The following is a 23,761-nucleotide window of genomic DNA, read 5'->3' as shown; positions in this document are numbered from 1 at the left end:
CATTTTGGAAGAGGAAAAAAAGAAACGGTTCATCACCAAAAGATGTACTTGAACCTACCATTAAAGTATGTTAGCTGTTTCTAGACGAACCCGCAATGCAAAACGCTGGATATTTCTGTATCCGTATCCCCGACGTTTGATTAGCTTGATCTTGTTATTTGTTCCCTCCATTTTTCCATTCGAATAAGGTGACAATATGCATGATATGATTTCATCTGTTCGTTTGACAAGCGATTTTGCGATGGCGCGTACAGCCGAACAAGGACAAAATACATATCGGTGAATCCAAGCCTCCAAACGTCGTTTCGCCTGTTGCTCGTCTTTGCTTTTAGACACATAGCGAAAATGTTGGAGCGATTGGTAGACAGACTTTAAGTAATCGCTTTCATTGCACCATTTCCGTACGATTTGGCGTTCTTCCTCCGTCAATTTCTCTGGGCATTGGCTCAATAAACGACAAACGTAACGAACATTTCCGTGTTTCTTGCCTCCTTTGTCTAAATATTTGCGACAACGCTCTAAAGCATCTGTAAACAGCTGAATGACATGGAAATAATCAACTACATGTGTCGCCTCTGAGCAAACCCTTTGAATCGCTTTTTTCATTGCTGGAGCCAAATCGCTCACGACATACTGAACAGAACCAGACACATGAGCCAACGCACGTCCAATGGCTTCCTCGTTCTTTCCTGCTTCAACGGCATACACTTCTCCCGTTTCGGCATCCATGATCGCCACCCCGTAGTCATGCCCTTTTCGAAACGCAAACTCATCGACACAAACCGCCTTTGGTTGGATTTCATTCGATAGGAAGGAAGGGGCATGGGTATAAAACCAACGTTCAACGGTCGTGTAAGGAAGCTTGAGCATACGAGCCACTGCCTGAATGGATGTCCCTATGCAAGATTGCGCTGCCCATTGTTGAAAGGCATCCGTTGCTATGCTTCGAGGGGAGATTCCTGGATAAGACGTGCTGAATGTCATGCCACACGTACCACAACGTCTTCGCTCTACAGGAAGTTCGATCCAAAAAATCCCGATTCGCTGAGCATAGCCATGCATCCATTGCTTCTTTTTTCCTGTCATTTTGATCGTGCGTTTCAAGCAGACAGGACATAACGGGCATTGTTCGGGAAGAGAAAGTTCGAAAATCCAACGTTCTTCTTCTTTTCGTACCTTTTGAATCAAAACATCTGGTAAATCGATGAGTTCTTTGATAAACTGAGAGTACATGCGAATTTTCCTCCAATGGTTTGGTTTGGTCACCTTTACCATACAGGAAAATTCGCATTTTTTGTACCCTCTATTTTCCCTATGCATACCTATCTTAAAATCTCAAGTACAACTTGTGGTGAAGAGCCAAAGAAACGAAAAAACAGAGAGTCTGTTTTTTGTCCCCTATAAGTTAAACCTTCCAGTTGGATTTATATAGGATCAATGATGAAAATATGAAACTTTAGGTGGCAGAACAAAAATTGTTGATTTTATTCTTTTTTTTATTTTACAATTTATGCAGATATTTCTTTTTATAGAGATAAATTGATTTAAAGGAGATGAGAGTATTATGAAAAAAATATTTTCGTCAATTGCACTTAGTTTATCATTAGTGCTGCCCACAATAGCTTTGGCTGCAGGAAGTAGTTATTGAAACAGGTTTAACGGGTCAAACAAGAAGTTTCACAGGTGGTAAAGATTTAGTGGGAGTGTTTTACTCGGTAGCGTGTCGTGATTACAATTGTAATAATACTTTTGACACTACAGATACATTCAACGTAGCCTTATATAGAGATGGATTTTGGTCAGATGATTATATTGGCTCCAGTAAAGCTCCCCGGTCTGGAAATAAAACAATTACTTGGAGTAATGTAGGAGAGGGCGACTATTATATAAAACTCTGGAAACCATCAGATGGCACATATGTTAAGAGTCAGTCTGGTTCCAAATTATATATAAAATAACTGTAGATCAGCATTTTTTATTACAATAATTTTTGCGATTAAAAAGACTAATAGGATCCGATCCCTCTGGCGACATGGAGCTGTTCAATGGGAATTTTTTGCCTTGTGCGGTCACCAATGAACTCGACGACGTGAAATCTTTCCGCGACCGAAGAAGCTCCAGTCCAGCGGAAAGGATTTGTTGAGATTCGGCCATGTTGTACACGCAAGAGGACAGCACCACTGCTCCATACCGTTTCACCGCCCAAATGTGGCGAATCCGATAGCATAAGCTTCAGTTGATCTTTCGTCTGCTGGAAAAAGCATTTGATCGTCCCTGCAGTAAAATAAAAAACGATGTTTGGGGGGAGTTGTTTGTTAACCTTCGATATCCCAATAGTTTTCTTGTTTTTTATTCCTTTAGTTGTTTTGCTTATTAGACGAAATTATAAAAATATACCATTTTCTAAAAGTTTAATTTTTGTTATTTTTTACATCCATGTTGTTGTTGTTATTGGTATTACCTTGTTCCCCATTCCCTTCCAAAAGGAGTTGTTACATGACTTAAAAGCAAGTCATATCGAGAGCTCAATAAATTTCGTTCCCTTTTTGTCTATTATTAAAATATTATCGTTACACTCAATTGGAACCGGTTTCGCACAAATTGGGGGCAACTTTTTGTTGCTACTTCCTCTAGGAATATATCTGCCACTTTTATTTTATAGAGTGAATAGCTTTAAAAGAGTATCTTTCATTGTTTGTTTATGCTCATTCATGATTGAATCTATGCAGTTTTTCATTTCTTTGATATTAAATTATCATTATAAAGCAGTAGATGTCGATGATGTGATATTGAACACATTGGGAGGACAATTTGGTTACCTCATATATCGGATCACGATTCCTTCAATTGAAAGGAATGTTGATTTATCACGTTTTACAAACAACTTGAGATTCAAGGAATAGCTTATCATTTCGTCCCGCCCGGTGCGATGGCCGCGGGTTGCCCGATGCGCATCGTTCGCACGAACAAACCGCCTTCTGATTGAACGGGGAGGGTTTTGGTTTGGAAAAATGAGGGGCCAGAAAAAGTGAGGGAATTGTTTACCTGAGTTCGACGATCTCTAGGCAAACAAAATTCCTCCCATCCCCATCACCTTCGCTTTCGTCCATTTGGCCTTCGGATCCTATTCGTTGTGAGCAAGCTGGAGATACGCTACGGTCGTTCCGTCTTTGTTTTTGCGTGTGGCTCGTCGCATGTACATACCTATATGATAAACGATATTGGGCTTTTCATGTCTAACCTGTTTAGGTGAGAATGGGAATAACAACTTTCGGTGAAGGTGTATAAGAGAGAGTTCACAAGATGCAAAGTCAGCGAAACACGTAAAAAGCCGCCCCGTAAATGGGGCGGCTTTTCCTGTACGCCCGGCATGGGTGCGACGCTATAGGGTGAAAGTCCCGAACGGGGGCTGGCGAGCGCCTGCCGTTAGCTGAAGGCAAGGGTGTCCACCGTGAGGTGGAATCTGAAGGAAGCTGGAGGCAAACACTTGACCTGAGGTACACGAACCCAATGGGAGGCCGCCACAGTCGGACGAGTCTGCTGGACAAGACGAAGTCCTAAGCCGCCAAGGGCTGTGGAGGTAGATTGGGCAGGTGCATGAGTGGAAAGTGTCCATCCTTATCCGGGGAGGCCTGTACGGAACGCCTTCTGACGATGGCAACCAGAAGTGCTGAACGTACAGGAGTCAGCAGAGGCCATAGTACTGGAGTAAGAGACGCCTGAAACAGGAAGGGCCGAACGTCAACTCAGGGATGAATCAGACTCTTTCGAGATGTTGCGTGTCGAAGCAGAATTCCTTTCGGAACTCATCTGAGGAAGCAAGGGTGAAGCCCAGAGGGCCTCAGATCGAGGGCTGAGCGCAACCCGGCAAGACCTGAATCTCATCCCGCGGAAGGAGAAGATCACGATGGCTTTGTTGGAACGCATCTTAGCGAGAGACAACCTCATCACGGCGCTCAAACGGGTCGAAGCCAACCAAGGAGCATCGGGAATCGACGGAGTATCAACCGATCAACTCCGTGATGACGTCCGCGCTCACTGGAGCACGATCCGCGCCCAACTCTTGGCGGGAATCTACCGGCCGGCGCCTGTCCGCAGGGTCGAAATCCCGAAACCGGGCGGCGGCACACGGCAGCTGGGCATTCCCACCGTGGTGGACCGGCTGATCCAACAAGCCATTCTTCAAGAACTCACACCCATTTTCGATCCAGACTTCTCCTCTTCCAGCTTCGGATTCCGTCCGGGCCGCAACGCCCACGATGCCGTGCGGCAAGCGCAAGGCTACATCCAGGAAGGGTATCGGTACGTGGTCGACATGGACCTGGAAAAGTTCTTTGATCGGGTCAACCATGACATCCTGATGAGTCGGGTGGCCCGAAAAGTCAAGGATAAACGCGTGCTGAAACTGATCCGTGCCTACCTGCAAGCCGGCGTTATGATCGAAGGGGTGAAGGTGCAGACGGAGGAAGGGACGCCGCAAGGCGGCCCCCTCAGCCCCCTGCTGGCGAACATCCTTCTCGACGATTTAGACAAGGAATTGGAGAAGCGAGGATTGAAATTCTGCCGTTACGCAGATGACTGCAACATCTATGTGAAAAGTCTGCGGGCAGGACAACGGGTGAAACAAAGCATCCAACGGTTCTTGGAGAAAACGCTCAAACTCAAAGTAAACGAGGAGAAAAGTGCGGTGGACCGCCCGTGGAAACGGGCCTTTCTGGGGTTTAGCTTCACACCGGAACGAAAAGCGCGAATCCGGCTCGCCCCAAGGTCGATTCAACGTCTGAAACAGCGGATTCGACAGCTGACCAACCCAAACTGGAGCATATCGATGCCAGAACGAATTCATCGCGTCAATCAATACGTCATGGGATGGATCGGGTATTTTCGGCTCGTCGAAACCCCGTCTGTCCTTCAGACCATCGAAGGATGGATTCGGAGGAGGCTTCGACTCTGTCAATGGCTTCAATGGAAACGGGTCAGAACCAGAATCCGTGAGTTAAGAGCGCTGGGGCTGAAAGAGACAGCGGTGATGGAGATCGCCAATACCCGAAAAGGAGCTTGGCGAACAACGAAAACGCCGCAACTCCACCAGGCCCTGGGCAAGACCTACTGGACCGCTCAAGGGCTCAAGAGTTTGACGCAACGATATTTCGAACTCCGTCAAGGTTGACGAACCGCCTAGTGTGGACCCGCATGCTAGGTGGTGTGAGAGGACGGGGGTTAGCCGCCCCCTCCTACTCGATTGTGGAACTGTAGATGAGCAAATTTGCTAACATAAATTGATAATCAAACAAAAAAGGAGACATGAACCCGATTCCTTGGTTAGGATAGATGTGCTATCAACCATTCACACAAGGAGGTTCATGTCTCATGAATCAATTCGCACATCATCAAGGAATTCACAAGTTTTTCACGATGTTGGGATTGACCCTTTATGTTTCAAAACCTGTCCTGAAGCATCTCGTTCCTATCATCGATGCGATGATCACGAAAGGTTTTTCGGGAACGTTGACGGATCTTCATCATGGGAGCTTTCATCTGAACCATCGCACGACACTCTTCCATTTTTTCACGAAAAGCCCTTGGGAGGAAGAGACGCTGCTTCATAAACTTCAGCAGTGGATGCTTCGTCGTGTCGAACGCATCGCCAAACAGGAGAATCAACCCTTTTTGTTTGGATCGATGATGCGATTTGCCAAAAAACGAAGCCTTCGTCACGGGCAACAAACGCCATTCAAGGGTGTGATGGGCACGATTCTCACTCAGAGAAAAAATCGATTTGGGGACATTCTCTCGTTTGGCCCATGGTTCATACGATGACCCAGGCGTTTCCCTTTGCCTTTCGTCTTTACGACAGGGCGGCGGAAAAAGCAAAGGGGAACTCGCGATCGAGATGCTTTCTTCGTTGGATGTACGCCGTCCCGTTTATGTGCTAATGGATTCTTGGTATCCATCAAAAGCGCTCGTGGAAGCTTGTCTGAAAAAGGGATTCCACGTCATCGCCATGCTCAAGACGAACCGGATTCTCTATCCGAATGGCGTCGCCGTCCAAGCGAAGCGGTTGGCCCGCTCCATCGAACCGAATGACACTCCCTCGTCACGGTGGGAGAAGAGCATTATCGCTTCTATCGTTGCGAAGGAGCGCTCAACGGTCTCGACCACGCGGTGGTGCTGCTCGCTTGGAAAGCCAATCAGCCGATGACACCCGAACATCTTCACTGCGTCTTGAGCACCGATCGAGAGCTAAGCGATGAAGAGATCTTGCGCTGCTACGCCCAGCGTTGGTCGATCGAATGCTTTTTTCGACAAGCGAAAGACCAGCTGAAGCTCGATGGGTACCGTGTTCGTCAGGTTCGAGCGGTGAAACGCTGCTGGATCTTGGTGCAGCTTGCTTACGTGTACAGCCTACTCGAGTCGAACCGCGATGTTTCGGATGGGCTCGATCTCCTGTGCAAGAGAAAAGGACATAGCCTCGTAGAGTTCATTTACCGTGCAGCGAAACAAAATATTCCCATTGATGCCGTGAAAAAGCAGCTCCACGTGGCATAAGGGATACCCTGTTTGCCTCTTTTTACATGGTAATTATTGTTGTGAAAATTGCTCATCTACAGGTGGAAGTTAAAATTTCTTGAAGAGGTAATGAGAGGCTTGACAAACTATATTTTTATTTTTTAGTACATTAAGAAAAATAATAAGTGAGATGATTCATTGGAAAGGAGGTGTATAGGAGATCAGCGGCTTTCATTGATTTGGATATCCATATGGAAGGGAATATGATGATTAAGAAAGTGGATGGTGTACATTTATGTTTTTGACTCAACATTGATTTTCCCCCTTGCAGAGAAATCCTTTCAAGAATTCCTACAGCCGGAATCGTGATGAAATAAGGGATGCAGGAAAAATGGTTTCCTATCCGAGAACGGCATGAAAAGGTCACTCCAAGCACATATTTTCACAGTATACTATATGCCTTATTGAATTTTCATGCATATGTACAGGATACTTCGATAGCGGAAAAAATAGTTAGAGGAGAAGATTCATGAATAATAAGAACTCCATTCTAACGGTTATTGTCGTACTGTTTTTGTTTCTAACGAATAGTGTTGCAGCCAATTCAAATGCACGGACAGAAAAAACGTCCTCGCAAGGCTCAGGTAATCATTATAGCTGGGCTGAGGAGAAATTAGACAAAAAACTAAAAGAACTAGGTTTAACGAAGGAACAAATTGATGCCTTAAATGATGAGACGAAATGGGAAATTGTGAAGGATAAGGAAGTAAAAAAGTGCTATCTTTTGCACAAAGTGGCGATACATTTAATGAAGAGCAAATAAATCGAGAAAGAGTGGAGGTTTCTACTGCCAGTTTAACGGAAGACATTTCCCTTAAGATTGTAGCCTTAGATTTAGGGACAAAAAATGGCCATCCGTATATTAAATTAGTGGCTGATTATGACTGGATCAATATGCCGATTTATCGGTTAGAAGATGGCTTTGCTATTTCATGGAGTGAAGGTTGGTATGGAGAAAGTTGGGGGTTTACAGAGAAACAGAAAAAATGCAGTTACTATGAGCGTTCATGCTTGTCCTATTATTGGGACACAAAGAACATTTATAATGCGACTGATGAAGATCGTCTGTCGGGCGTAGGTTTTCTATATGATTTAACCAGTACGGCGTATGATGCGAAAGGAACAGCGTATGTGTATTTAATTGGCAATGACGAGTCAAAAATCAAATCAACAACTTATTCTGCCTTTAAGGCTTGGTGCGGGCATGACACATGGGCTGCGGATCTAGGAATCTCTATTGGGCTGCCAAGGGGTGCGGGGATCGCTGCGAATGTTAGTTTCGGCAATGAAGAGTATACGACGGCGTCTACATCCATTTATAATCCTAGCTTAAGCTATTAACTAGGGTGGTCATTCTATGAACAAATTATGCAGCTTTGCTGCTATGCTATTTTTAAGTGTGAGCATGATGATAGGAACGAACAAAACAGTGGAAGCAAATGTATTTCCTGCCTTTTACCCTTTAGAGGTGGATTTAAGCACGGATCAACTGATTTACAATAGAAACGAGGTTGTGCGTTGGATCGTAAATATAGCTGGCGGCTCATCTTACCGGCCAAATTTTACTGTCCATTTTACCGATACAAAAGGGAATAGCTACTGGATTGAAAATCTAAATAAGTACTCTACTTCAATCAATATTCCTTACTTAGAAGCAGGTGCGGTTACAGGTTATGTGACGGTATATGCTTCGGGCCAGGCCGTATCAGACAGCAGGACCATTACCATTAAGTAGGAATTTCTTTATTTTAGAGCCGAGCAACCTCTTCAAGGAAACATAAAAGGGACGCCGGCTGTGTGAGTGATAGAAAAAGGACTGATATTTGTGGGGTGGGTTCCGTTATGGAAACATACAAGCTTGTGCTGCTTACGCTCATTACTCTTTTGTTATTTTATATTGCCTTTTTGGTCAGTGATCTTGTTTTTTAGATAAGGAGAATGAGGGATTTTGGCAAGATGGATCGCCGCTATTTTCATTAGAGAGCAGATCACCGCCTATGCTGTGTGGAACGAAACGGACAAGCGCTTCCTTTTTTGAAGCGATCTTGTCCGTTTTGTTATTTATAAAGCATTCCCCCCTTGACGCTGTGGCCGCAAAGGAGTAAACTACTAATAACTTCACTTCTCTACCATATTAGCAAACTAAAGCATTTTGATAAAGGGCGTGGGGACATGGCAAAAAAGCTGTTCATGTTTGAAAAACCGTTAGGCATGCGCGATACGCTGCCGTTTTTATATGAGTTGAAAAAGCAGGTGCGCTCGGTGATGGCGGAGGAAATTGAGCGCTGGGGGTACGAGTTTATTGAAACGCCGACGCTTGAGTATTATGAAACGGTCGGGGCGGCGTCGGCGATTGCCGATCATCGTCTGTTTAAGCTTCTCGACCAGCAAGGGCATACGCTCGTGCTTCGGCCCGATATGACGGCACCGATCGCCCGGGTGGCGGCGTCAAGGCTTTATGAAGACGGCAATCCGCTCCGGTTGGCGTACAACGCCAATGTATTCCGCGCCCAGCAGCGCGAAGGCGGGCGGCCGGCGGAGTTTGAGCAGATCGGTGTGGAGTTGATCGGCGACGGCACGGTGACGGCCGACGCCGAGGTCATTAGCTTAATGGTCGCGTTGTTGAAGCGCGTGGGGTTGGGCCGCTTTTCGGTGGCGGTCGGCCATATTGGGTATGTGAACGCACTGTTTTTGGAGATTTTAGGAAATGAGGAGCGGGCGAGTGTATTGCGCCGTTTTTTATATGAGAAAAATTACGTCGGCTACCGTGAACATGTGAAGTCGTGGCCGCTTTCGTCGATCGATCAAAAGCGGCTGTTGGATCTTCTTTCCTTGCGCGGTGGAACGGACGTGATTGAACAGGCGAAAACGCTCGTCACAAGCGAGGAGGGGCGGCGGTCGGCCGATGAGCTGGCGGCGCTCATGGCGGCGCTTCGGACGTACGGAGTGGCCGAGGCGGTGAAGCTCGATATGGCGCTTGTCAGCCATATGAGCTATTACACTGGCATTTTGTTTGAAGTGTACGCCGAGCAGGTTGGATTCCCGATCGGCAACGGCGGGCGGTATGATGATTTATTGGCGAAGTTCTCGCGCCCGGCGCCGGCGACGGGGTTTGGGTTGCGCGTCGATCGGTTGATTGAGGCGATTGGGGAAACGGATGTGCGCGATGACATCGAGTGCATCGTGTTCAGCCAAGAGCGGCTGGCGGAAGCGGTGGAATTGGCCGAAGTGAAACGGGCGGAAGGCAAGCGCGTCGTCTTGCAGCACATTGCCGGCATTCGTGATATTGACGCCTACAGCCAGCGCTACCGGTCGATCGTGTATTTGCTTGGCCGCAGCGGGCGCGATGGGCAGTGAACATAACAGAGAAGGGGCCGCCGGTTGGTCATCGACGCTGTTGAAAACGACAGCGATTGGCGGGACAGAGCGGATGCGAAGAACGGACGGGAGAGGCTGCCCATGGCGGTGGAGATGGTGGAGAGCATGCGGTGTACTCGAGGACCAGCGCCGCATTTGACATGATGAGGAGCAAGGAGGAAGAATGATGCTGACGATTGCCATGCCAAAAGGGCGCATTTTTGAAGAGGCGGTCGAGTTGCTGCGGCGGGGGGATTATGCGCTGCCGCCGGAATTTACCGAGTCGCGCAAGCTCGTCATTGATGTGCCAGAGGAAAACATGCGCTTTATTTTGGCGAAACCGATGGATGTCGTCACCTATGTCGAGCATGGGGTCGCGGATTTGGGCATTGCCGGCAAGGACGTGCTGATGGAAGAAGAACGGGATGTGTACGAACTGCTCGATTTGCAAATCAGCCGCTGCCATTTGGCGGTCGCCGGGCTGCCCGGCGCCAAGATGAACGAGATCGCACCAAGGGTGGCGACGAAATACCCGAACATCGCGTCAACGTATTTTCGCGAGCAAGGCGAGCAAGTCGAAATCATCCGCCTGAACGGATCCATTGAACTCGCCCCGCTGATCGGCCTTGCCGACCGGATCGTGGACATCGTTTCCACGGGTCGGACGCTCAGAGAAAACGGGCTTGTCGAGCTTGAACGGATCGCCGAGGTGACGTCGCGCCTGATTGTCAACCCGGCGAGCTACCGGCTAAACGGCGGGGACATTGAACGGTTGGTCGACCGATTGGCGGCGGTCATTCCCCAGCCGTAGGAAAAAGGTGTGACAGAGCGGAAATGGGCGGTTTCCGAAGAATGGGTTGGTGGAGATTCGGGAAGGGCGGAGCGGCGTTGACAACGCCGTTGGAAAATAGCATATAGATGCAACGAAGAAGTTTAACATATCCTTGACGGAAAAGCGGTTTGTCCATTTTCGACTGACGGAGGATCGAACAACCGCCTGCTTCACAGACCCATATATGGGTCTGGAAGCGGCGTTGTTCGGTCGCCCGGCAGTCGATCAAATACTCGGTAAAAGCTGCAAATGGTAAAGCTTCAAATTGCATCTATACAGACTGCAATGGACGAAAACCGATGGACGTCACAGAAAGGGGAGCGAACGATGAAAATCGAACGGATCCGAGGCGGCGTTTCGCTGCGGCGCACGATTGAAAGCGGAACGGAGGAGCAGCGGCGCGTGGTGCTGGATATCATTTCCAACGTGCGCGCCCGCGGCGATGAAGCGCTGAAAGAATACACGGAACGGTTTGACGGCGTCAAGCTGGATTCGCTCAAGGTGACGGAAGAGGAAATGAAGCGCGCGCATGCGGCGATGGACGCGGAGATGCTGGAGATCATTCGCCAAGCGGCGGCGAACATTCGCGACTACCATGAGCGGCAAAAGCGCGAATCATGGTGGATGACGAAAGAAGACGGCACAATTCTCGGACAAAAGGTGACGCCGCTCGATGCGGTCGGGTTGTACGTGCCAGGCGGGACGGCCGCTTATCCGTCGTCTGTGCTGATGAACGTTATTCCCGCACAAGTGGCGGGGGTGAAACGGATTGTCATCACCTCGCCGCCAAACAAAGACGGCACGCTCCCGGCTGGGGTGCTGGCCGCCGCCTATGAACTCGGCGTGACGGAAATTTACAAAGTCGGCGGCGCGCAGGCGATCGCCGCGCTTGCTTACGGGACGGAAACGATTCGGCCGGTTGACAAAATTTTCGGGCCGGGCAATATTTATGTGGCATTGGCGAAGCGGGAAGTGTTCGGGCATGTGGCGATCGACATGATCGCGGGGCCGAGCGAAATTGTCGTGCTGGCGGATGAAACGGCCCGACCGGATGAGATTGCGGCGGATTTGTTGTCGCAAGCCGAGCATGACGTGCGGGCGTCGGCCATTTTGGTGACGCCGTCGATGAAATTGGCGCTGGCGGTGGCGAGCGAAGTCGAACGGCAGCTTGAAACGCTGCCGCGCCGCGACATTGCCCAAGCGGCGCTTGAGAACTACGGCGCCATTTACGTCACCGAGACGCTTGAGGAAGCGGTGGATGTTGTGAACGAACTGGCGCCGGAGCATTTGGAAGTGATGACGGCAGAACCGCTCGCGCTTTTCGGCCGGCTCCGCCATGCGGGAGCGATGTTTTTCGGCCGCTTCAGCTCCGAGCCGGTCGGCGACTATTTCGCCGGGCCGAACCACGTGCTGCCGACGAACGGTACGGCAAGGTTTTCAAGCGGTCTCGGCGTCGATGAGTTTGTGAAAAAATCAAGCGTGATTGTTTACAGTGAAGCCGCATTGAAACAACATGGAGAAAAAATCGCCGCCTTTGCCCGCCTCGAGGGGCTGGAGGCGCACGCGCGCGCCATTGAGGTGCGGCTCGAGAAAGGGGAATGAATGATGGCAAGGGAAGCGACGATCGCAAGAACGACGAACGAGACGAGCATTCAGTTATCGCTTTCGTTGGATGGCGAAGGGAAGGCGGAACTGGAAACGGGCGTGCCGTTTTTAACCCATATGCTCGATTTGTTTGCCAAGCACGGCCAGTTCGATTTGTACATTGAGGCCAAAGGCGACACGCATATTGACGACCACCATACGACGGAAGACATCGGCATTTGCCTCGGGCAGGCGATCAAGGAAGCGCTTGGCGACAAAAAAGGAATCAAGCGGTACGGCAACGCGTTTGTGCCGATGGATGACGCCTTGGCGCAAGTGGTGATCGACTTGAGCAATCGCCCGCATTTTGAGTTTCGCGGCGAGTTTCCGGCAGCGAAAGTCGGCGCGTTTGATGTCGAGCTCGTGCACGAGTTTTTATGGAAACTGGCGCTTGAGGCGCGGATGAACTTGCATGTCATCGTCCATTACGGGCGCAATACGCACCATATGATCGAAGCGGTGTTTAAGGCGCTCGGGCGGGCGTTGGATGAAGCAACGATGATCGACCCGCGCGTCAAAGGCGTTCCGTCGACAAAAGGGATGCTGTAGCCGATGGAGTGCGGCGCCTCCGTGGGGAAAGAGTTCCGCGGGCAAAGGGAATGCGGCCGGGCGCCAAGGAGAGGCCCGCGCGTGAAAGGAGCGCCGTTAACAAAAGGCATGCCGTCATCAAGTTGTTCGGTGGATGAGGGAAAACGATCGATTGGCATGGATCAGCGAAGAAAGGAATGGGATGACGATGATCGGGATCATCGACTATGGCATGGGCAACTTATACAGCGTCAGCAAAGCGCTCGAGCGGCTCGGCTGTCCGTATGTCCTAAGCGGCGACAAAGAGGAGCTCGAGCAGGCGCGCGGGCTGATTTTGCCCGGTGTCGGCTCGTTTCGCGATGCGATGCACATTTTAAATGAGACAGGCCTAGCTGCTTTCATCCGTTCGGCGGCTGAAAACGGCACGCCGCTGCTCGGCATTTGTTTAGGGATGCAGCTGTTGTTTGATGAAAGCGAAGAAAACGGGCCGACAAAAGGGCTTGGCTTGCTTCGCGGCCGCGTCGTCCGCTTTCCGGGCGTCACGAAAACCGGCGAGCCATACAAAGTGCCGCACATGGGCTGGAACCGGCTCCGCTTCCGTCGTCCGTCGCCGCTCCTTCGTGGCGTCGAGGAAGGGCATGTCTATTTTGTCCATTCGTATTATGTCATTCCAGGGGATGAGGACGTCGTGCTCGCGAGCAGTGCATATGACGTTGATGTTCCGGCGGTCGTCGGGCGCGGCTGTGTGTTTGGCACACAGTTTCATCCGGAAAAAAGCGGTGCGGTCGGCATGAGCATCTTGAACAATTATGTCGGCATCGTCACGGGAAGGGGGAACGGTTGATGGCGGCGTTTACGATTTATCCGGCGATCGATATGCGCGGCGGCAAGTGCGTCCGCCTGCTGCAAGGCGATTACAACAAAGAAACGGTGTACGGCGATTCGCCGGTCGCGATGGCCGAGCAATTCGCCGCTCAAGGGGCGGAGTGGATTCATATGGTCGATTTGGACGGAGCGAAAGAAGGGCGCCGCGTCAACGACCGGTTTGTCATTGAAGCGGCCCGTCGTCTTTCCGTCCATGTGCAAGTGGGCGGCGGCATCCGGACGGAAGAGGATATCGTGCATTATTTAGAAAATGGGGTCGCCCGCGTCATTTTAGGAAGCGCGGCCATTTCCGACCCGCCGTTTGTGAAAAAGATGCTCCAAAAATACGGCCGCCGCATCGTGATTGGCATTGACGCCCGCGACGGCTTGGTGGCGACGGAAGGGTGGCTTGCGACGTCGAACGTCAAGGCGGAAGAGCTCGGGCGGATGCTCGCCGAGGCGGGGGCGGAGACGTTTATTTTCACCGATATTGCGACCGATGGCACGCTGTCGGGCCCGAACATCGCCGCCGCGGTCCGGTTGGCCGAGGCGACGGGAAAAGAAGTGATCGCTTCTGGCGGCGTCAGCTCGCTTGACGATTTGCGCGCGCTCTGCCAATATGCTGGACAAGGCATCGGCGGCGCGATCGTCGGCAAGGCGCTTTATACGAATCAGTTTACGCTCGCGGAAGCGCTCAAGGCGGTGAACGAGCGATGATCACGAAGCGCATCATCCCGTGCCTCGATGTGAAAGACGGGCGCGTCGTCAAAGGAGTGCAATTTGTCCAGCTGCGCGATGCCGGCGATCCGGTGGAGCTCGCGAAGGCGTACGATGAGCAAGGGGCGGACGAGCTCGTGTTTTTGGACATTTCCGCTTCCCATGAAGGGCGGAAAACGATGGTGGATGTCGTCGAGCGCGTCGCCGCCCAGCTGGCGATTCCGTTTACGGTCGGCGGCGGCATCCACTCGCTTGAGGATATGAAGCGGATGCTTCGCGCCGGGGCCGACAAAGTGTCGCTCAACACCGCCGCGGTGCTCCATCCGACCTTGATCACCGAAGGGGCGGACTTTTTCGGCTCGCAATGCATCGTCGTCGCCATTGACGCGAAATACGATGAAACGCTTGGTTCATGGCGCGTCTATACGCACGGCGGCCGCAACGCCACGAACTGGGAAGTCGTCGCTTGGGCGCAGGAAGCGGTCCGCCTTGGCGCCGGGGAGATTTTGCTGACGAGCATGGACGCGGACGGCGGCAAAAACGGTTTTGATATTGAGTTGACGCGCAAAGTGAGTGAAGCGGTCTCGGTTCCGGTCATCGCCTCGGGCGGCGCCGGCAAGGCGGAGCATTTCCTCGAAGCGTTCGAAAAAGGGAAAGCAGACGCGGCGCTGGCGGCATCGATTTTCCATTACAAGGAAACGTCGGTCGGACAAGTGAAAGCGTACTTGAAAGAAAGAGGGGTGAACGTGCGATGACGGCGGACATTCGCTTTGATGAAAAAGGGCTTGTACCCGCGATCGTCCAAGATGCGCAAAGCAAGGAAGTGCTCACGCTCGCCTATATGAACAAAGAGTCGCTTGAAAAAACGCTGGAGACCGGAGAAACATGGTTTTACAGCCGCTCGCGCCAAGAACTATGGCATAAAGGGGCGACATCTGGAAACGTGCAGCGCGTTGTCGACATCCGCTACGACTGCGACGCCGACGCCCTGCTCGTTCTCGTCGAGCCGGCCGGCCCGGCTTGCCATACCGGGTCGTATTCCTGTTTTTCCCGCTCGTTGGACGGCGCGGCGCGCACGCCGGCGGCCGACCGGTTCGCCATTTTGAACGAGTTGGAACAGATCATCGCCAAGCGCGACGCCGAACGGCCGGAAGGGTCGTACACGACGTACTTGTTTGAAAAAGGCGTCGATAAAATTTTGAAGAAAGTCGGCGAAGAAGCGGCGGAAGTCATCATCGCCGCCAAAAACCAAAACCACGAGGAATTGAAATGGGAAGCGGCCGACTTGTTGTACCATTTGCTTGTGCTGTTGCGCGAACAAAAGCTGCCGCTTGACGCGGTGCTTGCGACGCTTGCCGAGCGGCACGCGCAAAAGGTGGGAGCGGGCGACAAAAAAGAATAAGAGGGTTAGGTGAGAAAAAGGAACGTCTGCCATCGCGCCGGCGTTCCTTTTTTGCACGGAAAAACCGCATTCCTAAAGTTTCTTGCTTGTTTTCGCCGCCGATATGGTATACTGTTGTTCGACGAATTTTACGGACGACGGAGGACAGAATGGGAAAACAACTGAAGCGATCATCACGAAAAGCGACGATTGTACCGTTCATTCAAAGCGGAGATTACTTTTTTAAAAAAGGAATGAAAGCATACGACCGAGGCGATTTGGAAAAGGCGAGGAAATATTTTGAGCGCGCCGTTCGTTTGGATGAGCGCGACGCCTCATTCGCCTTGCAGCTCGCCCTTGTGCTGTCGGAGCTTGGTGAATATCAATTTTCCAATCAATGGCTGTTTAAAATTATCCATGATTTGGACGAAACGATGTACGACTGTTTGTATTTTTTGGCGAACAATTTCGCCTGCCTCGGCTTGTTTCGTGAAGCGAGGCAATACGCGGAGCGTTATTTGGCGCATGAGCCGGCCGGAGAGTTTGCCGACGATGCCGCTGACTTGCTTGAGCTGCTTCGGCTCGATGGCTCGGAATGGACGGAAGAAGAGGAGCAGCTGATGGTGCTGGAGGATCGGGCCCGCCGTTTGCTTGAGGAGGAGCGGTTTGCGGAAGCGATTGAAGCGCTTGAAGCGCTCGTCGCGCGCTATCCGGACGTTTGGTCGGCGCATAACAATTTGGCGCTTGCTTATTTTTACAGCGGCGATGTCGACAAAGCGAAACAGAAAGTGCGTGAAGTGCTCAAACGCGATCCCGGCAATTTGCATGCGCTTTGCAACGCGCTTGTCTTCGCCTATTACTTGCGTGAGGAAGAACAGGCGGCCGCGCTTTGCGAGACGCTGGCCGGTTTGCATCCGTTTTTTCGCGAGCATCAATACAAGCTCGGGGCGACGTTCGCGCTTGTCGGGCGGTTCGATCTGGCGTTCCGTTGGCTGCACCGTTTGTATAAACAAGGCTTTGACGGTGATGGACCATTTTATTATTGGCTCGCTTGCGCTGCCTACTATACTGGCCATGAGTCGCTCGCTCGGCAAATGTGGGAGGTGCTTGCCACCCTCCATCCCGAAAAACGCGGTGAGGAGCCGTGGGCCGTTTCAGCGCCGGTGGATGAGGCGCTCATCCGCTTGATGGCTTGGCTGGAGGGCGACGAGCTGGCCGACCGTCTGTACGGATTGTACTTGTTCAGCCGCTCGCCGCAGGCGAAAGAGGCATCGATGTCGCTTGCGGTATGCCGCCTCTTGCCGTCCGATCCCCGTCTGCGCCCGTTTATCGACTGCTTTTTGTTCGGCTTAACCGATGGCCCGTCCGCTTGGGCGGCGAACATCGGCCGCATGGTCGATGCGCTTTCGGCGCATAATGAGGAAAAGGAAGCGCTCTGCCGCTTCGCCTTCGCGATGGCCGTCCATCCGTCGGCTGATCGCGAGCCATTTGCGAACGGAGCCGCGTGGGCGGCGGCGATCGAATACATGTGGCGCCGACAGCAAGGAGAGCCTGTGACGCAAAGAGAGATGGCGGCCAAATACGGCGTTTCGGCGGCGACGGTGCAAAAATACGTGCAAAAAGCGCGCCGGCTCTATACATGAGCAAATCAATAGACAGGGCGAATCGACTTCTATACGATGAAAATGGAAGGATTCTCAAGCGAGGGAGTGGACGGTGTGGCAGACGAAAAAATTTACGATGTCATTATTGCCGGAGCCGGGCCGGCTGGGCTGACGGCGGCTGTCTATACATCGCGCGCCAATTTGTCGACGCTGATGATCGAGCGCGGCGTCCCGGGCGGGCAGATGGTCAACACTGAGGAAGTCGAGAACTATCCTGGCTTTGAAACGATTTTAGGCCCGGAATTGGCGACGAAAATGTTTGAGCATGCGAAAAAATTCGGCGCGGAGTACGCATACGGCGATGTGAAAGAAATCATCGACGGCGAGGCGTACAAAACGGTCATCGTCGGCGACAAAGAGTACAAGGCCCGCGCGGTCATCATCGCCACTGGAGCGGAATACAAAAAGCTCGGCGTACCGGGGGAGGCCGAGCTCGGCGGCCGCGGCGTTTCGTACTGTGCGGTGTGCGACGGGGCGTTTTTCAAAGGGAAAGATTTGGTCGTCGTCGGCGGGGGCGACTCGGCGGTCGAAGAGGGCGTCTATTTGACGCGGTTTGCCAATAAAGTGACGATCGTTCACCGCCGCGACAAGCTGCGGGCGCAAAAAATTTTGCAAGACCGGGCGTTCGCCAATGAAAAAATTGATTTCATCTGGAACCATACGGTGAAACAAATCAACGAAAAGGACGGAAAAGTCGGCAGCGTGACGCTTGTGCATACGCAAACGGGCGAGGAGCGCGAATTTCCGTGCGACGGCGTTTTCATTTACATCGGGATGGTGCCGCTCTCGAAGCCGTTTGCCAATCTTGGCATCACGAATGAAAACGGCTATATCGTCACGAACGAAAAGATGGAGACGAAAGTGCCGGGCATTTTCGCCGCCGGTGATGTGCGGGAAAAAACGCTCCGGCAAATCGTGACGGCTACCGGCGACGGCAGCATCGCCGCGCAAAGCGCCCAGCATTACGTTGAGGAACTGAAAGAAAAGCTCCATAAGCAAGGGGTCAGCTGATCCGGTAACCAAATCGCAATCAAATCGTAATGGTTATTTAACCCAGATGTAACACGGGCGCAACACATTTGTCGTATGCTATAAGTAAGTAATTGACCCCCTTTTATATAGATCCTTTTTGGCGCGGGCGTTTGTCCGCGTCTCTTTTTTCTTTGCCTGCGCGCTTGCATCCTGCCGCCCCGCTCGAAACGGCGGGGGATGGCGTCTTTCGGCTGGAAGCGGAATGTTGGGCCCCGAGGTTTTTGCAGACGGGAAGCGGACGGTTTCCAGCGGTTTGAAGGTGGAGCGGCCTAACTATTTATGGTAAAATAAAGATGATTATGTGCGTGTTTGCGGATGGTTGGGGTGAACGAATTGCAACGGGTGACAAACTGCGTATTATATAAAGACGGCCAAGTGCTGCTGTTGCAAAAGCCGAGGCGCGGCTGGTGGGTCGCTCCGGGCGGGAAAATGGAGCCCGGCGAGACGGTGCGCGAAGCATGCATTCGCGAATACCGGGAAGAGACGGGCATTTATTTGAAAAATCCAGAGCTGAAAGGCGTCTTTACGATCGTGATGAAAAATGGGAATGAAACGGTGTCGGAGTGGATGATGTTTACGTTTTTCGCCGACGATTTCATTGGCGAAAACGTGCCGTCTTCCGAAGAAGGGACGCTTGCTTGGCATCAGGTGGAGACGCTTTCGACGCTGCCGATGGCCCCTGGCGACTATCATATTTTGGACTACGCCTTGAAAGGCAAAGGGGTCATGTACGGGGTGTTTGTCTATACAGAGGAATTCGAGTTGCTTTCATATCGGCTCGATCCGAGCTGATGGAGAGGAGGGGCGGAGATGGGACAAAACGGGGCGATGCAGCCGATTCAGCTCGTCATCATCACCGGCATGTCCGGCGCGGGAAAGACGGTGGCGATTCAAAGCTTCGAAGACCTCGGCTTTTTTTGTATTGACAACTTGCCGCCGACGCTGCTGCCGAAATTTTTGGAGCTCGTCAAAGAGTCCGGGAATAAAATGAACAAAGTCGCCCTTGTCATGGATTTGCGTAGCCGCGACTTTTTCGATCATTTGTTCGCTGCGCTCGATGAGTTGGCTGAGCAGGCATGGGTCGTCCCCCAGGTGTTGTTTTTGGACGCCCAAGATTCGACGCTGGTCGCCCGCTACAAAGAAACGCGGCGGACGCATCCGCTTGCGCCGAACGAGCCCCCGCTTGAGGGAATCCGTTTGGAGCGGAAGCTGCTCGAAGAACTGAAAGGACGGGCGCAGATCATTTACGATACGACAGGGCTCAAGCCGCGCGAGCTGCGGGAGAAAATCATTCGCCAGTTCTCATCGCATGCTCAATCCGGGTTTACCATCAACGTCATGTCGTTTGGGTTTAAGTACGGCATTCCAATTGATGCAGATTTGGTGTTTGACGTCCGCTTTTTGCCGAACCCGCATTACATTGAACATATGCGGCCGAAAACCGGGTTGGACGATGACGTATCGTCCTACGTGCTCAAGTGGGGGGAAACGCAAAAGTTTTTGGAAAAGCTCATTGATTTGTTGTCGTTTATGTTGCCGTATTACCAGCGAGAAGGAAAAAGCCAGCTGGTGATCGCCATCGGCTGCACGGGCGGCCAGCACCGTTCGGTGGCGCTCGCAGAATATATCGCCCGCCATTTTTCGGCCGACTATAAAACTGTTGTCTCGCACCGGGACATGGAGAGGAGAAAGGACATACACCGATGAGGAACGAACGAGCAGCGAAACTGGTCGTCATCGGCGGCGGCACCGGGCTTCCCGTGCTGTTGAGGGGGCTGAAGCAGCATGAATTGGATTTGACCGCCATTGTCACGGTCGCCGATGACGGCGGAAGTTCCGGGCGGCTGCGGGATGAACTGCACATTCCGCCGCCCGGGGATGTCCGCAACGTATTGGCCGCGCTGTCTGACGTCGAACCGCTCATTGTCGAGCTGTTCCAGCACCGTTTTCAAAACGGCAACGGCTTATCGGGACACTCGCTCGGCAATTTGATTTTGGCGGCGCTCACATCGATCACCGGCGACTTTGTGAAAGCGATCCGTGAGATGAGCAAAGTGTTGAACGTGCGCGGCCAGGTGTTGCCGGCGGCGAACAAGAGCGTCGTATTGCACGCGGAGATGGAAGATGGTTCCATTGTATCTGGCGAGTCAAAAATCCCGAGTGCGGGAAAAAAAATTAAGAGGGTGTTTTTAACGCCGGAAGACATTGAGCCGCTGCCGGAGACGGTTGATGCCATCCGCCGCGCCGATTTGATTGTCATCGGGCCGGGGAGCCTATACACAAGCATCTTGCCGAATTTGCTCGTGCCGAAAATCGGGCAGGAAGTATGCAAGGCGAAGGCGAAAAAAGTATATATATGCAACATTATGACTCAGGCCGGCGAGACGCCGCACTATACGGTGAGCGACCATGTGGAGGCGCTTCATGCTCATCTTGGCGGCCCGTTTTTGGACGCGGTGATCATCAACAGCGGAGCGATCCCGGAAGCGATCCGCCGCCGCTACGAGGCGGAGCGGGCCGAGCCGGTGCGTGACGACAGCAGCGGGCTTTCGTTGCAAGTCATCCGCGACGATATTGTCACGTACGAGGATGGGGTCATTCGCCATAATACGGCGAAAGTCGCCGCCCTTCTTCTCGGGCTTCTCCCTCACCGTTAAAGGCGGGACCCGAGTAGGCCGCAAAGCGCCATTATGGGCGGTGATGCTCCCGATGGCCGCGCCGAAAGTCAGGCACCTCCAACCGGCCGGATGCGGGGAACGAATGGAGGTGGAGCGATCGTGTCTTTTGCATCGGAAACGAAAAAGGAATTGACCCATTTAGAGGTGAAGCCTTGCTGCTTGCGCGCCGAGCTGTCGGCGCTTTTGCGCATGAATGGTTCGCTGTCGTTTTCCGGCGGGCGAATGGCCATCGATGTCCAGACGGAAAATGCGGCGATCGCTCGGCGCATTTATACGTTATTGAAAAAGGGCTACGATGTCGCCGTCGAGCTGTTTGTCCGCAAGAAAATGCGCTTGAAAAAAAACAACGTCTACATCGTCCGCGTGACCGACGGTGCGGCCTCTTTGCTTCGTGAACTTCACATTGTCAACGGCGATTTTTCGCTCATCCATGACATTTCCCCGGAGCTCGTCAAGAAAAAATGCTGCAAGCGCTCGTATTTGCGCGGCGCGTTTTTGGCCGGCGGTTCGGTCAACAACCCGGAGACGTCGTCCTACCATTTGGAAATTTTTTCGCTGTATGAGGAGCATAATCGGGCGTTATGCGAATTGATGAACAGCCACTTTTTTTTAAATGCGAAAACGTTGGAACGGAAAAAGGGGTTTATTACGTATTTAAAAGAGGCGGAAAAAATCGCCGAGTTTTTAAACATCATCGGCGCCCATCAAGCGCTGCTCCGCTTTGAGGACATTCGCATCGTCCGCGACATGCGCAACTCGGTCAACCGGCTTGTCAATTGCGAGACCGCCAATTTGAACAAAACGATCGGCGCTGCGCTTCGCCAGGTGGAGAACATCCGCTACATCGACGAGACGATCGGCCTTGATTCACTGCCGGCCAAGCTGCGGGAAATCGCGAAGCTTCGCATCGAGCATCAAGACGTGACGCTGAAAGAGCTCGGCGAGATGGTTGCTGGTGGAAAAATCAGCAAATCCGGCATCAACCACCGGCTCCGCAAAATTGATGAGATCGCGGAGCGGCTGCGGGCTGGAAAGCCGGTCGATTTCCATAAATCGCTGTAAAGGGGAGATGGAGAATGGTGGAAAAACAAGTGGAAGTGAGATTAAAAACCGGGCTGCAGGCGCGCCCGGCGGCGTTGTTCGTCCAAGAAGCGAACCGTTTTTCCGCTGATGTGTTTTTGGAAAAAGACGGAAAACGGGTCAACGCGAAAAGCATTATGGGCTTGATGAGCCTCGCCATCGGCCATGGAGCGGTGATCACGCTCATTGCCGACGGTCCGGATGAGCAAGAAGCCATCGAAAAGCTCGCCGCCTATGTGCAAAAGGAAAAGTAAAGCAGCATGTGGGGCTGGCGGGGAAAGGAATGGAAAAGGCTGCTCCGTTTTGGACGGAAGCAGCCTTTTCGTCAATGTCGGTGCAGGAAGCAGCTCTATAGCGGTTCTGCCAACATGTGCATGCCTTATTTTTCATCAGCGCGCGTCAGCACGCGGTCAATGATGCCGTATTCCATCGCTTTTTGCGCGGTCATAAAGTTGTCGCGATCCGTATCGCGCTCGATCACTTCGATCGGTTGGCCGGTGTTTTCCGATAAAATGCGGTTCAATTTGTCGCGCAAGAACAAAATGCGCTTCGCTGCGATTTCGATTTCCGTTGCTTGCCCTTGGGCGCCGCCGAGCGGTTGGTGGATCATGATTTCACTGTTTGGCAAGGCGAACCGTTTCCCTTTCGCACCGGCGGCAAGCAAAAACGCCCCCATGGAAGCGGCCATGCCGATGCAAATCGTCGATACGTCCGGTTTGATGAACTGCATGGTGTCGTAAATCGCCAGGCCAGCTGTGATCGAGCCGCCCGGGCTGTTGATGTACAAGGAAATATCTTTGTCCGGGTCTTCCGCCGCCAAAAACAGCAGCTGCGACACGATCGAGTTGGCCACTTGGTCGTCGATCGGGCTGCCAAGGAACACGATTCGGTCTTTCAATAAGCGCGAATAAATGTCGTACGCCCGCTCCCCGCGGTTCGTCTGTTCAATGACAGTCGGAATCAAATACATCAAAAACGCCTCCTTTTTCCATCCTAATGGATCAATATGTACGCCTTAATCATACACGAATGGTCAATGAAGGTCAAACAAAACGACCTTCCCCATTCTTTATAACATATTCGCGGCTAGCGGGAACATCCCTCTTTTCATCATAACCGCTTTTTTATTTTTTTAACCCGTTGCCTGTGGCGGTGGCATTGATGTGGAAGGAACAAAGGCCTAATTTTTCCTGTTTTTTTATTGCATTTTCCCCTTGCATTTTTGCACGATCCTGCTATAATAGAACATGCACGGAACAACAAGTGAACATGCCCTCGTAGTGTAGTGGATAGCACGAGAGATTCCGGTTCTCTTAGCGTGGGTTCGAATCCTGCCGAGGGCGTTCCAACGATCCGACAAGTTCGGATTGAGATTTCCAAATCCCTTGATACGACCGCGTTTGCGGTCGTTTTT

General features: G+C 51.9%; 25 protein-coding genes and 1 tRNA gene. 24 read left to right on the top strand and 2 right to left on the bottom strand.

Features of this window, described 5'->3' with window-relative positions; genetic code table 11:
• Positions 1-60: 60 nt before the first annotated feature.
• The gene (locus GYMC52_RS15995; RefSeq protein WP_013522940.1) at positions 61-1,233 is read right to left on the bottom strand and encodes an ISL3 family transposase; all 1,173 of its coding nucleotides are present in this window, start codon (positions 1,231-1,233) and stop codon (positions 61-63) included.
• A 1,061-nt stretch (positions 1,234-2,294) separates the two neighbouring features.
• On the opposite strand from GYMC52_RS15995, the gene GYMC52_RS15990 reads away from it, so the two are divergent.
• The 23 genes from GYMC52_RS15990 to GYMC52_RS15890 all read left to right on the top strand — a co-directional run bounded on the left by GYMC52_RS15990 (position 2,295) and on the right by GYMC52_RS15890 (position 22,601).
• Complete coding sequence (locus GYMC52_RS15990; RefSeq protein WP_227456669.1) at positions 2,295-2,903, top strand: VanZ family protein; 609 nt, start codon at positions 2,295-2,297, stop codon at positions 2,901-2,903.
• Between the two features lie 1,004 nt (positions 2,904-3,907).
• Positions 3,908-5,170, top strand: a complete 1,263-nt coding sequence (gene ltrA / locus GYMC52_RS15985; RefSeq protein WP_013524602.1) for a group II intron reverse transcriptase/maturase — start codon at positions 3,908-3,910, stop codon at positions 5,168-5,170.
• A 200-nt stretch (positions 5,171-5,370) separates the two neighbouring features.
• On the top strand, positions 5,371-5,820 hold the full coding sequence (locus tag GYMC52_RS20085) for a hypothetical protein (protein WP_230982717.1): 450 nt from the start codon (positions 5,371-5,373) through the stop codon (positions 5,818-5,820).
• 73 nt (positions 5,821-5,893) lie between these two features.
• On the top strand, positions 5,894-6,202 hold the full coding sequence (locus GYMC52_RS20080; RefSeq protein WP_230982716.1) for a transposase: 309 nt from the start codon (positions 5,894-5,896) through the stop codon (positions 6,200-6,202).
• Positions 6,199-6,549 (top strand): transposase, encoded by a 351-nt coding sequence (locus GYMC52_RS20075; protein WP_230982715.1) that lies wholly within the window; start codon positions 6,199-6,201, stop codon positions 6,547-6,549. The genes GYMC52_RS20080 and GYMC52_RS20075 overlap by 4 nt, the downstream gene beginning before the upstream one ends.
• 490 nt (positions 6,550-7,039) lie before the next feature.
• Positions 7,040-7,333 carry a hypothetical protein gene (locus GYMC52_RS15975; RefSeq protein WP_013524601.1) on the top strand — a complete coding sequence of 98 codons (294 nt, stop codon included), beginning with the start codon at positions 7,040-7,042 and terminating at the stop codon, positions 7,331-7,333.
• On the top strand, positions 7,285-7,911 hold the full coding sequence (locus tag GYMC52_RS15970) for a hypothetical protein (RefSeq protein WP_013524600.1): 627 nt from the start codon (positions 7,285-7,287) through the stop codon (positions 7,909-7,911). The genes GYMC52_RS15975 and GYMC52_RS15970 overlap by 49 nt, the downstream gene beginning before the upstream one ends.
• A 16-nt stretch (positions 7,912-7,927) precedes the next feature.
• Positions 7,928-8,305 (top strand): hypothetical protein, encoded by a 378-nt coding sequence (locus tag GYMC52_RS15965; protein ID WP_013146386.1) that lies wholly within the window; start codon positions 7,928-7,930, stop codon positions 8,303-8,305.
• 437 nt (positions 8,306-8,742) lie between these two features.
• The gene (locus tag GYMC52_RS15960) at positions 8,743-9,927 is read left to right on the top strand and encodes an ATP phosphoribosyltransferase regulatory subunit (protein ID WP_013524599.1); all 1,185 of its coding nucleotides are present in this window, start codon (positions 8,743-8,745) and stop codon (positions 9,925-9,927) included.
• Positions 9,928-10,114: 187 nt separating this feature from the next.
• On the top strand, positions 10,115-10,738 hold the full coding sequence (gene hisG, locus GYMC52_RS15955; RefSeq protein ID WP_013524598.1) for an ATP phosphoribosyltransferase: 624 nt from the start codon (positions 10,115-10,117) through the stop codon (positions 10,736-10,738).
• Positions 10,739-11,086: 348 nt separating this feature from the next.
• A complete protein-coding gene (gene hisD, locus GYMC52_RS15950; RefSeq protein ID WP_013524597.1) occupies positions 11,087-12,361 on the top strand; it encodes a histidinol dehydrogenase in 1,275 nt (424 codons plus the stop codon).
• A gap of 3 nt (positions 12,362-12,364) precedes the next feature.
• Complete coding sequence (gene hisB, locus GYMC52_RS15945; protein WP_013524596.1) at positions 12,365-12,952, top strand: imidazoleglycerol-phosphate dehydratase HisB; 588 nt, start codon at positions 12,365-12,367, stop codon at positions 12,950-12,952.
• 181 nt (positions 12,953-13,133) lie between these two features.
• Positions 13,134-13,775 (top strand): imidazole glycerol phosphate synthase subunit HisH, encoded by a 642-nt coding sequence (gene hisH, locus GYMC52_RS15940; RefSeq protein WP_013524595.1) that lies wholly within the window; start codon positions 13,134-13,136, stop codon positions 13,773-13,775.
• Positions 13,775-14,512 (top strand): 1-(5-phosphoribosyl)-5-[(5-phosphoribosylamino)methylideneamino]imidazole-4-carboxamide isomerase, encoded by a 738-nt coding sequence (gene hisA / locus GYMC52_RS15935; protein ID WP_013524594.1) that lies wholly within the window; start codon positions 13,775-13,777, stop codon positions 14,510-14,512. The genes hisH and hisA overlap by 1 nt, the downstream gene beginning before the upstream one ends.
• The gene (gene hisF / locus GYMC52_RS15930; protein ID WP_013524593.1) at positions 14,509-15,267 is read left to right on the top strand and encodes an imidazole glycerol phosphate synthase subunit HisF; all 759 of its coding nucleotides are present in this window, start codon (positions 14,509-14,511) and stop codon (positions 15,265-15,267) included. Before hisA ends, hisF begins: the two co-directional genes overlap by 4 nt.
• Positions 15,264-15,914: a bifunctional phosphoribosyl-AMP cyclohydrolase/phosphoribosyl-ATP diphosphatase HisIE gene (gene hisIE, locus GYMC52_RS15925; protein WP_013146378.1), complete on the top strand. Its 651-nt coding sequence runs from the start codon at positions 15,264-15,266 to the stop codon at positions 15,912-15,914. Before hisF ends, hisIE begins: the two co-directional genes overlap by 4 nt.
• Before the next feature lie 149 nt (positions 15,915-16,063).
• Complete coding sequence (locus tag GYMC52_RS15920) at positions 16,064-17,536, top strand: tetratricopeptide repeat protein (protein WP_013524592.1); 1,473 nt, start codon at positions 16,064-16,066, stop codon at positions 17,534-17,536.
• A 75-nt stretch (positions 17,537-17,611) separates the two neighbouring features.
• A complete protein-coding gene (trxB, locus tag GYMC52_RS15915; protein ID WP_013146376.1) occupies positions 17,612-18,568 on the top strand; it encodes a thioredoxin-disulfide reductase in 957 nt (318 codons plus the stop codon).
• A 336-nt stretch (positions 18,569-18,904) separates the two neighbouring features.
• Positions 18,905-19,381 carry an NUDIX hydrolase gene (locus GYMC52_RS15910; protein WP_014196721.1) on the top strand — a complete coding sequence of 159 codons (477 nt, stop codon included), beginning with the start codon at positions 18,905-18,907 and terminating at the stop codon, positions 19,379-19,381.
• 18 nt (positions 19,382-19,399) lie between these two features.
• Positions 19,400-20,296, top strand: a complete 897-nt coding sequence (gene rapZ, locus GYMC52_RS15905) for an RNase adapter RapZ (protein ID WP_013524591.1) — start codon at positions 19,400-19,402, stop codon at positions 20,294-20,296.
• Positions 20,293-21,246: a gluconeogenesis factor YvcK family protein gene (locus GYMC52_RS15900; protein WP_013146373.1), complete on the top strand. Its 954-nt coding sequence runs from the start codon at positions 20,293-20,295 to the stop codon at positions 21,244-21,246. The genes rapZ and GYMC52_RS15900 overlap by 4 nt, the downstream gene beginning before the upstream one ends.
• Positions 21,247-21,366: 120 nt before the next feature.
• Positions 21,367-22,329, top strand: a complete 963-nt coding sequence (whiA, locus tag GYMC52_RS15895) for a DNA-binding protein WhiA (protein WP_011232534.1) — start codon at positions 21,367-21,369, stop codon at positions 22,327-22,329.
• 14 nt (positions 22,330-22,343) lie between these two features.
• Positions 22,344-22,601 carry an HPr family phosphocarrier protein gene (locus GYMC52_RS15890; RefSeq protein ID WP_013524590.1) on the top strand — a complete coding sequence of 86 codons (258 nt, stop codon included), beginning with the start codon at positions 22,344-22,346 and terminating at the stop codon, positions 22,599-22,601.
• 125 nt (positions 22,602-22,726) lie between these two features.
• Here GYMC52_RS15890 and clpP read toward each other — a convergent pair whose 3' ends face one another.
• The gene (clpP, locus tag GYMC52_RS15885) at positions 22,727-23,317 is read right to left on the bottom strand and encodes an ATP-dependent Clp endopeptidase proteolytic subunit ClpP (protein WP_011232532.1); all 591 of its coding nucleotides are present in this window, start codon (positions 23,315-23,317) and stop codon (positions 22,727-22,729) included.
• Positions 23,318-23,618: 301 nt separating this feature from the next.
• Here clpP and GYMC52_RS15880 point away from each other — a divergent pair.
• Positions 23,619-23,690, top strand: a tRNA-Arg gene (locus tag GYMC52_RS15880).
• Positions 23,691-23,761: the final 71 nt, after the last annotated feature.

This window comes from Geobacillus sp. Y412MC52 (assembly GCF_000174795.2).
GTDB lineage: Bacteria > Bacillota > Bacilli > Bacillales > Anoxybacillaceae > Geobacillus > Geobacillus thermoleovorans.
This window is presented reverse-complemented; position numbering and strand designations above follow the sequence as displayed.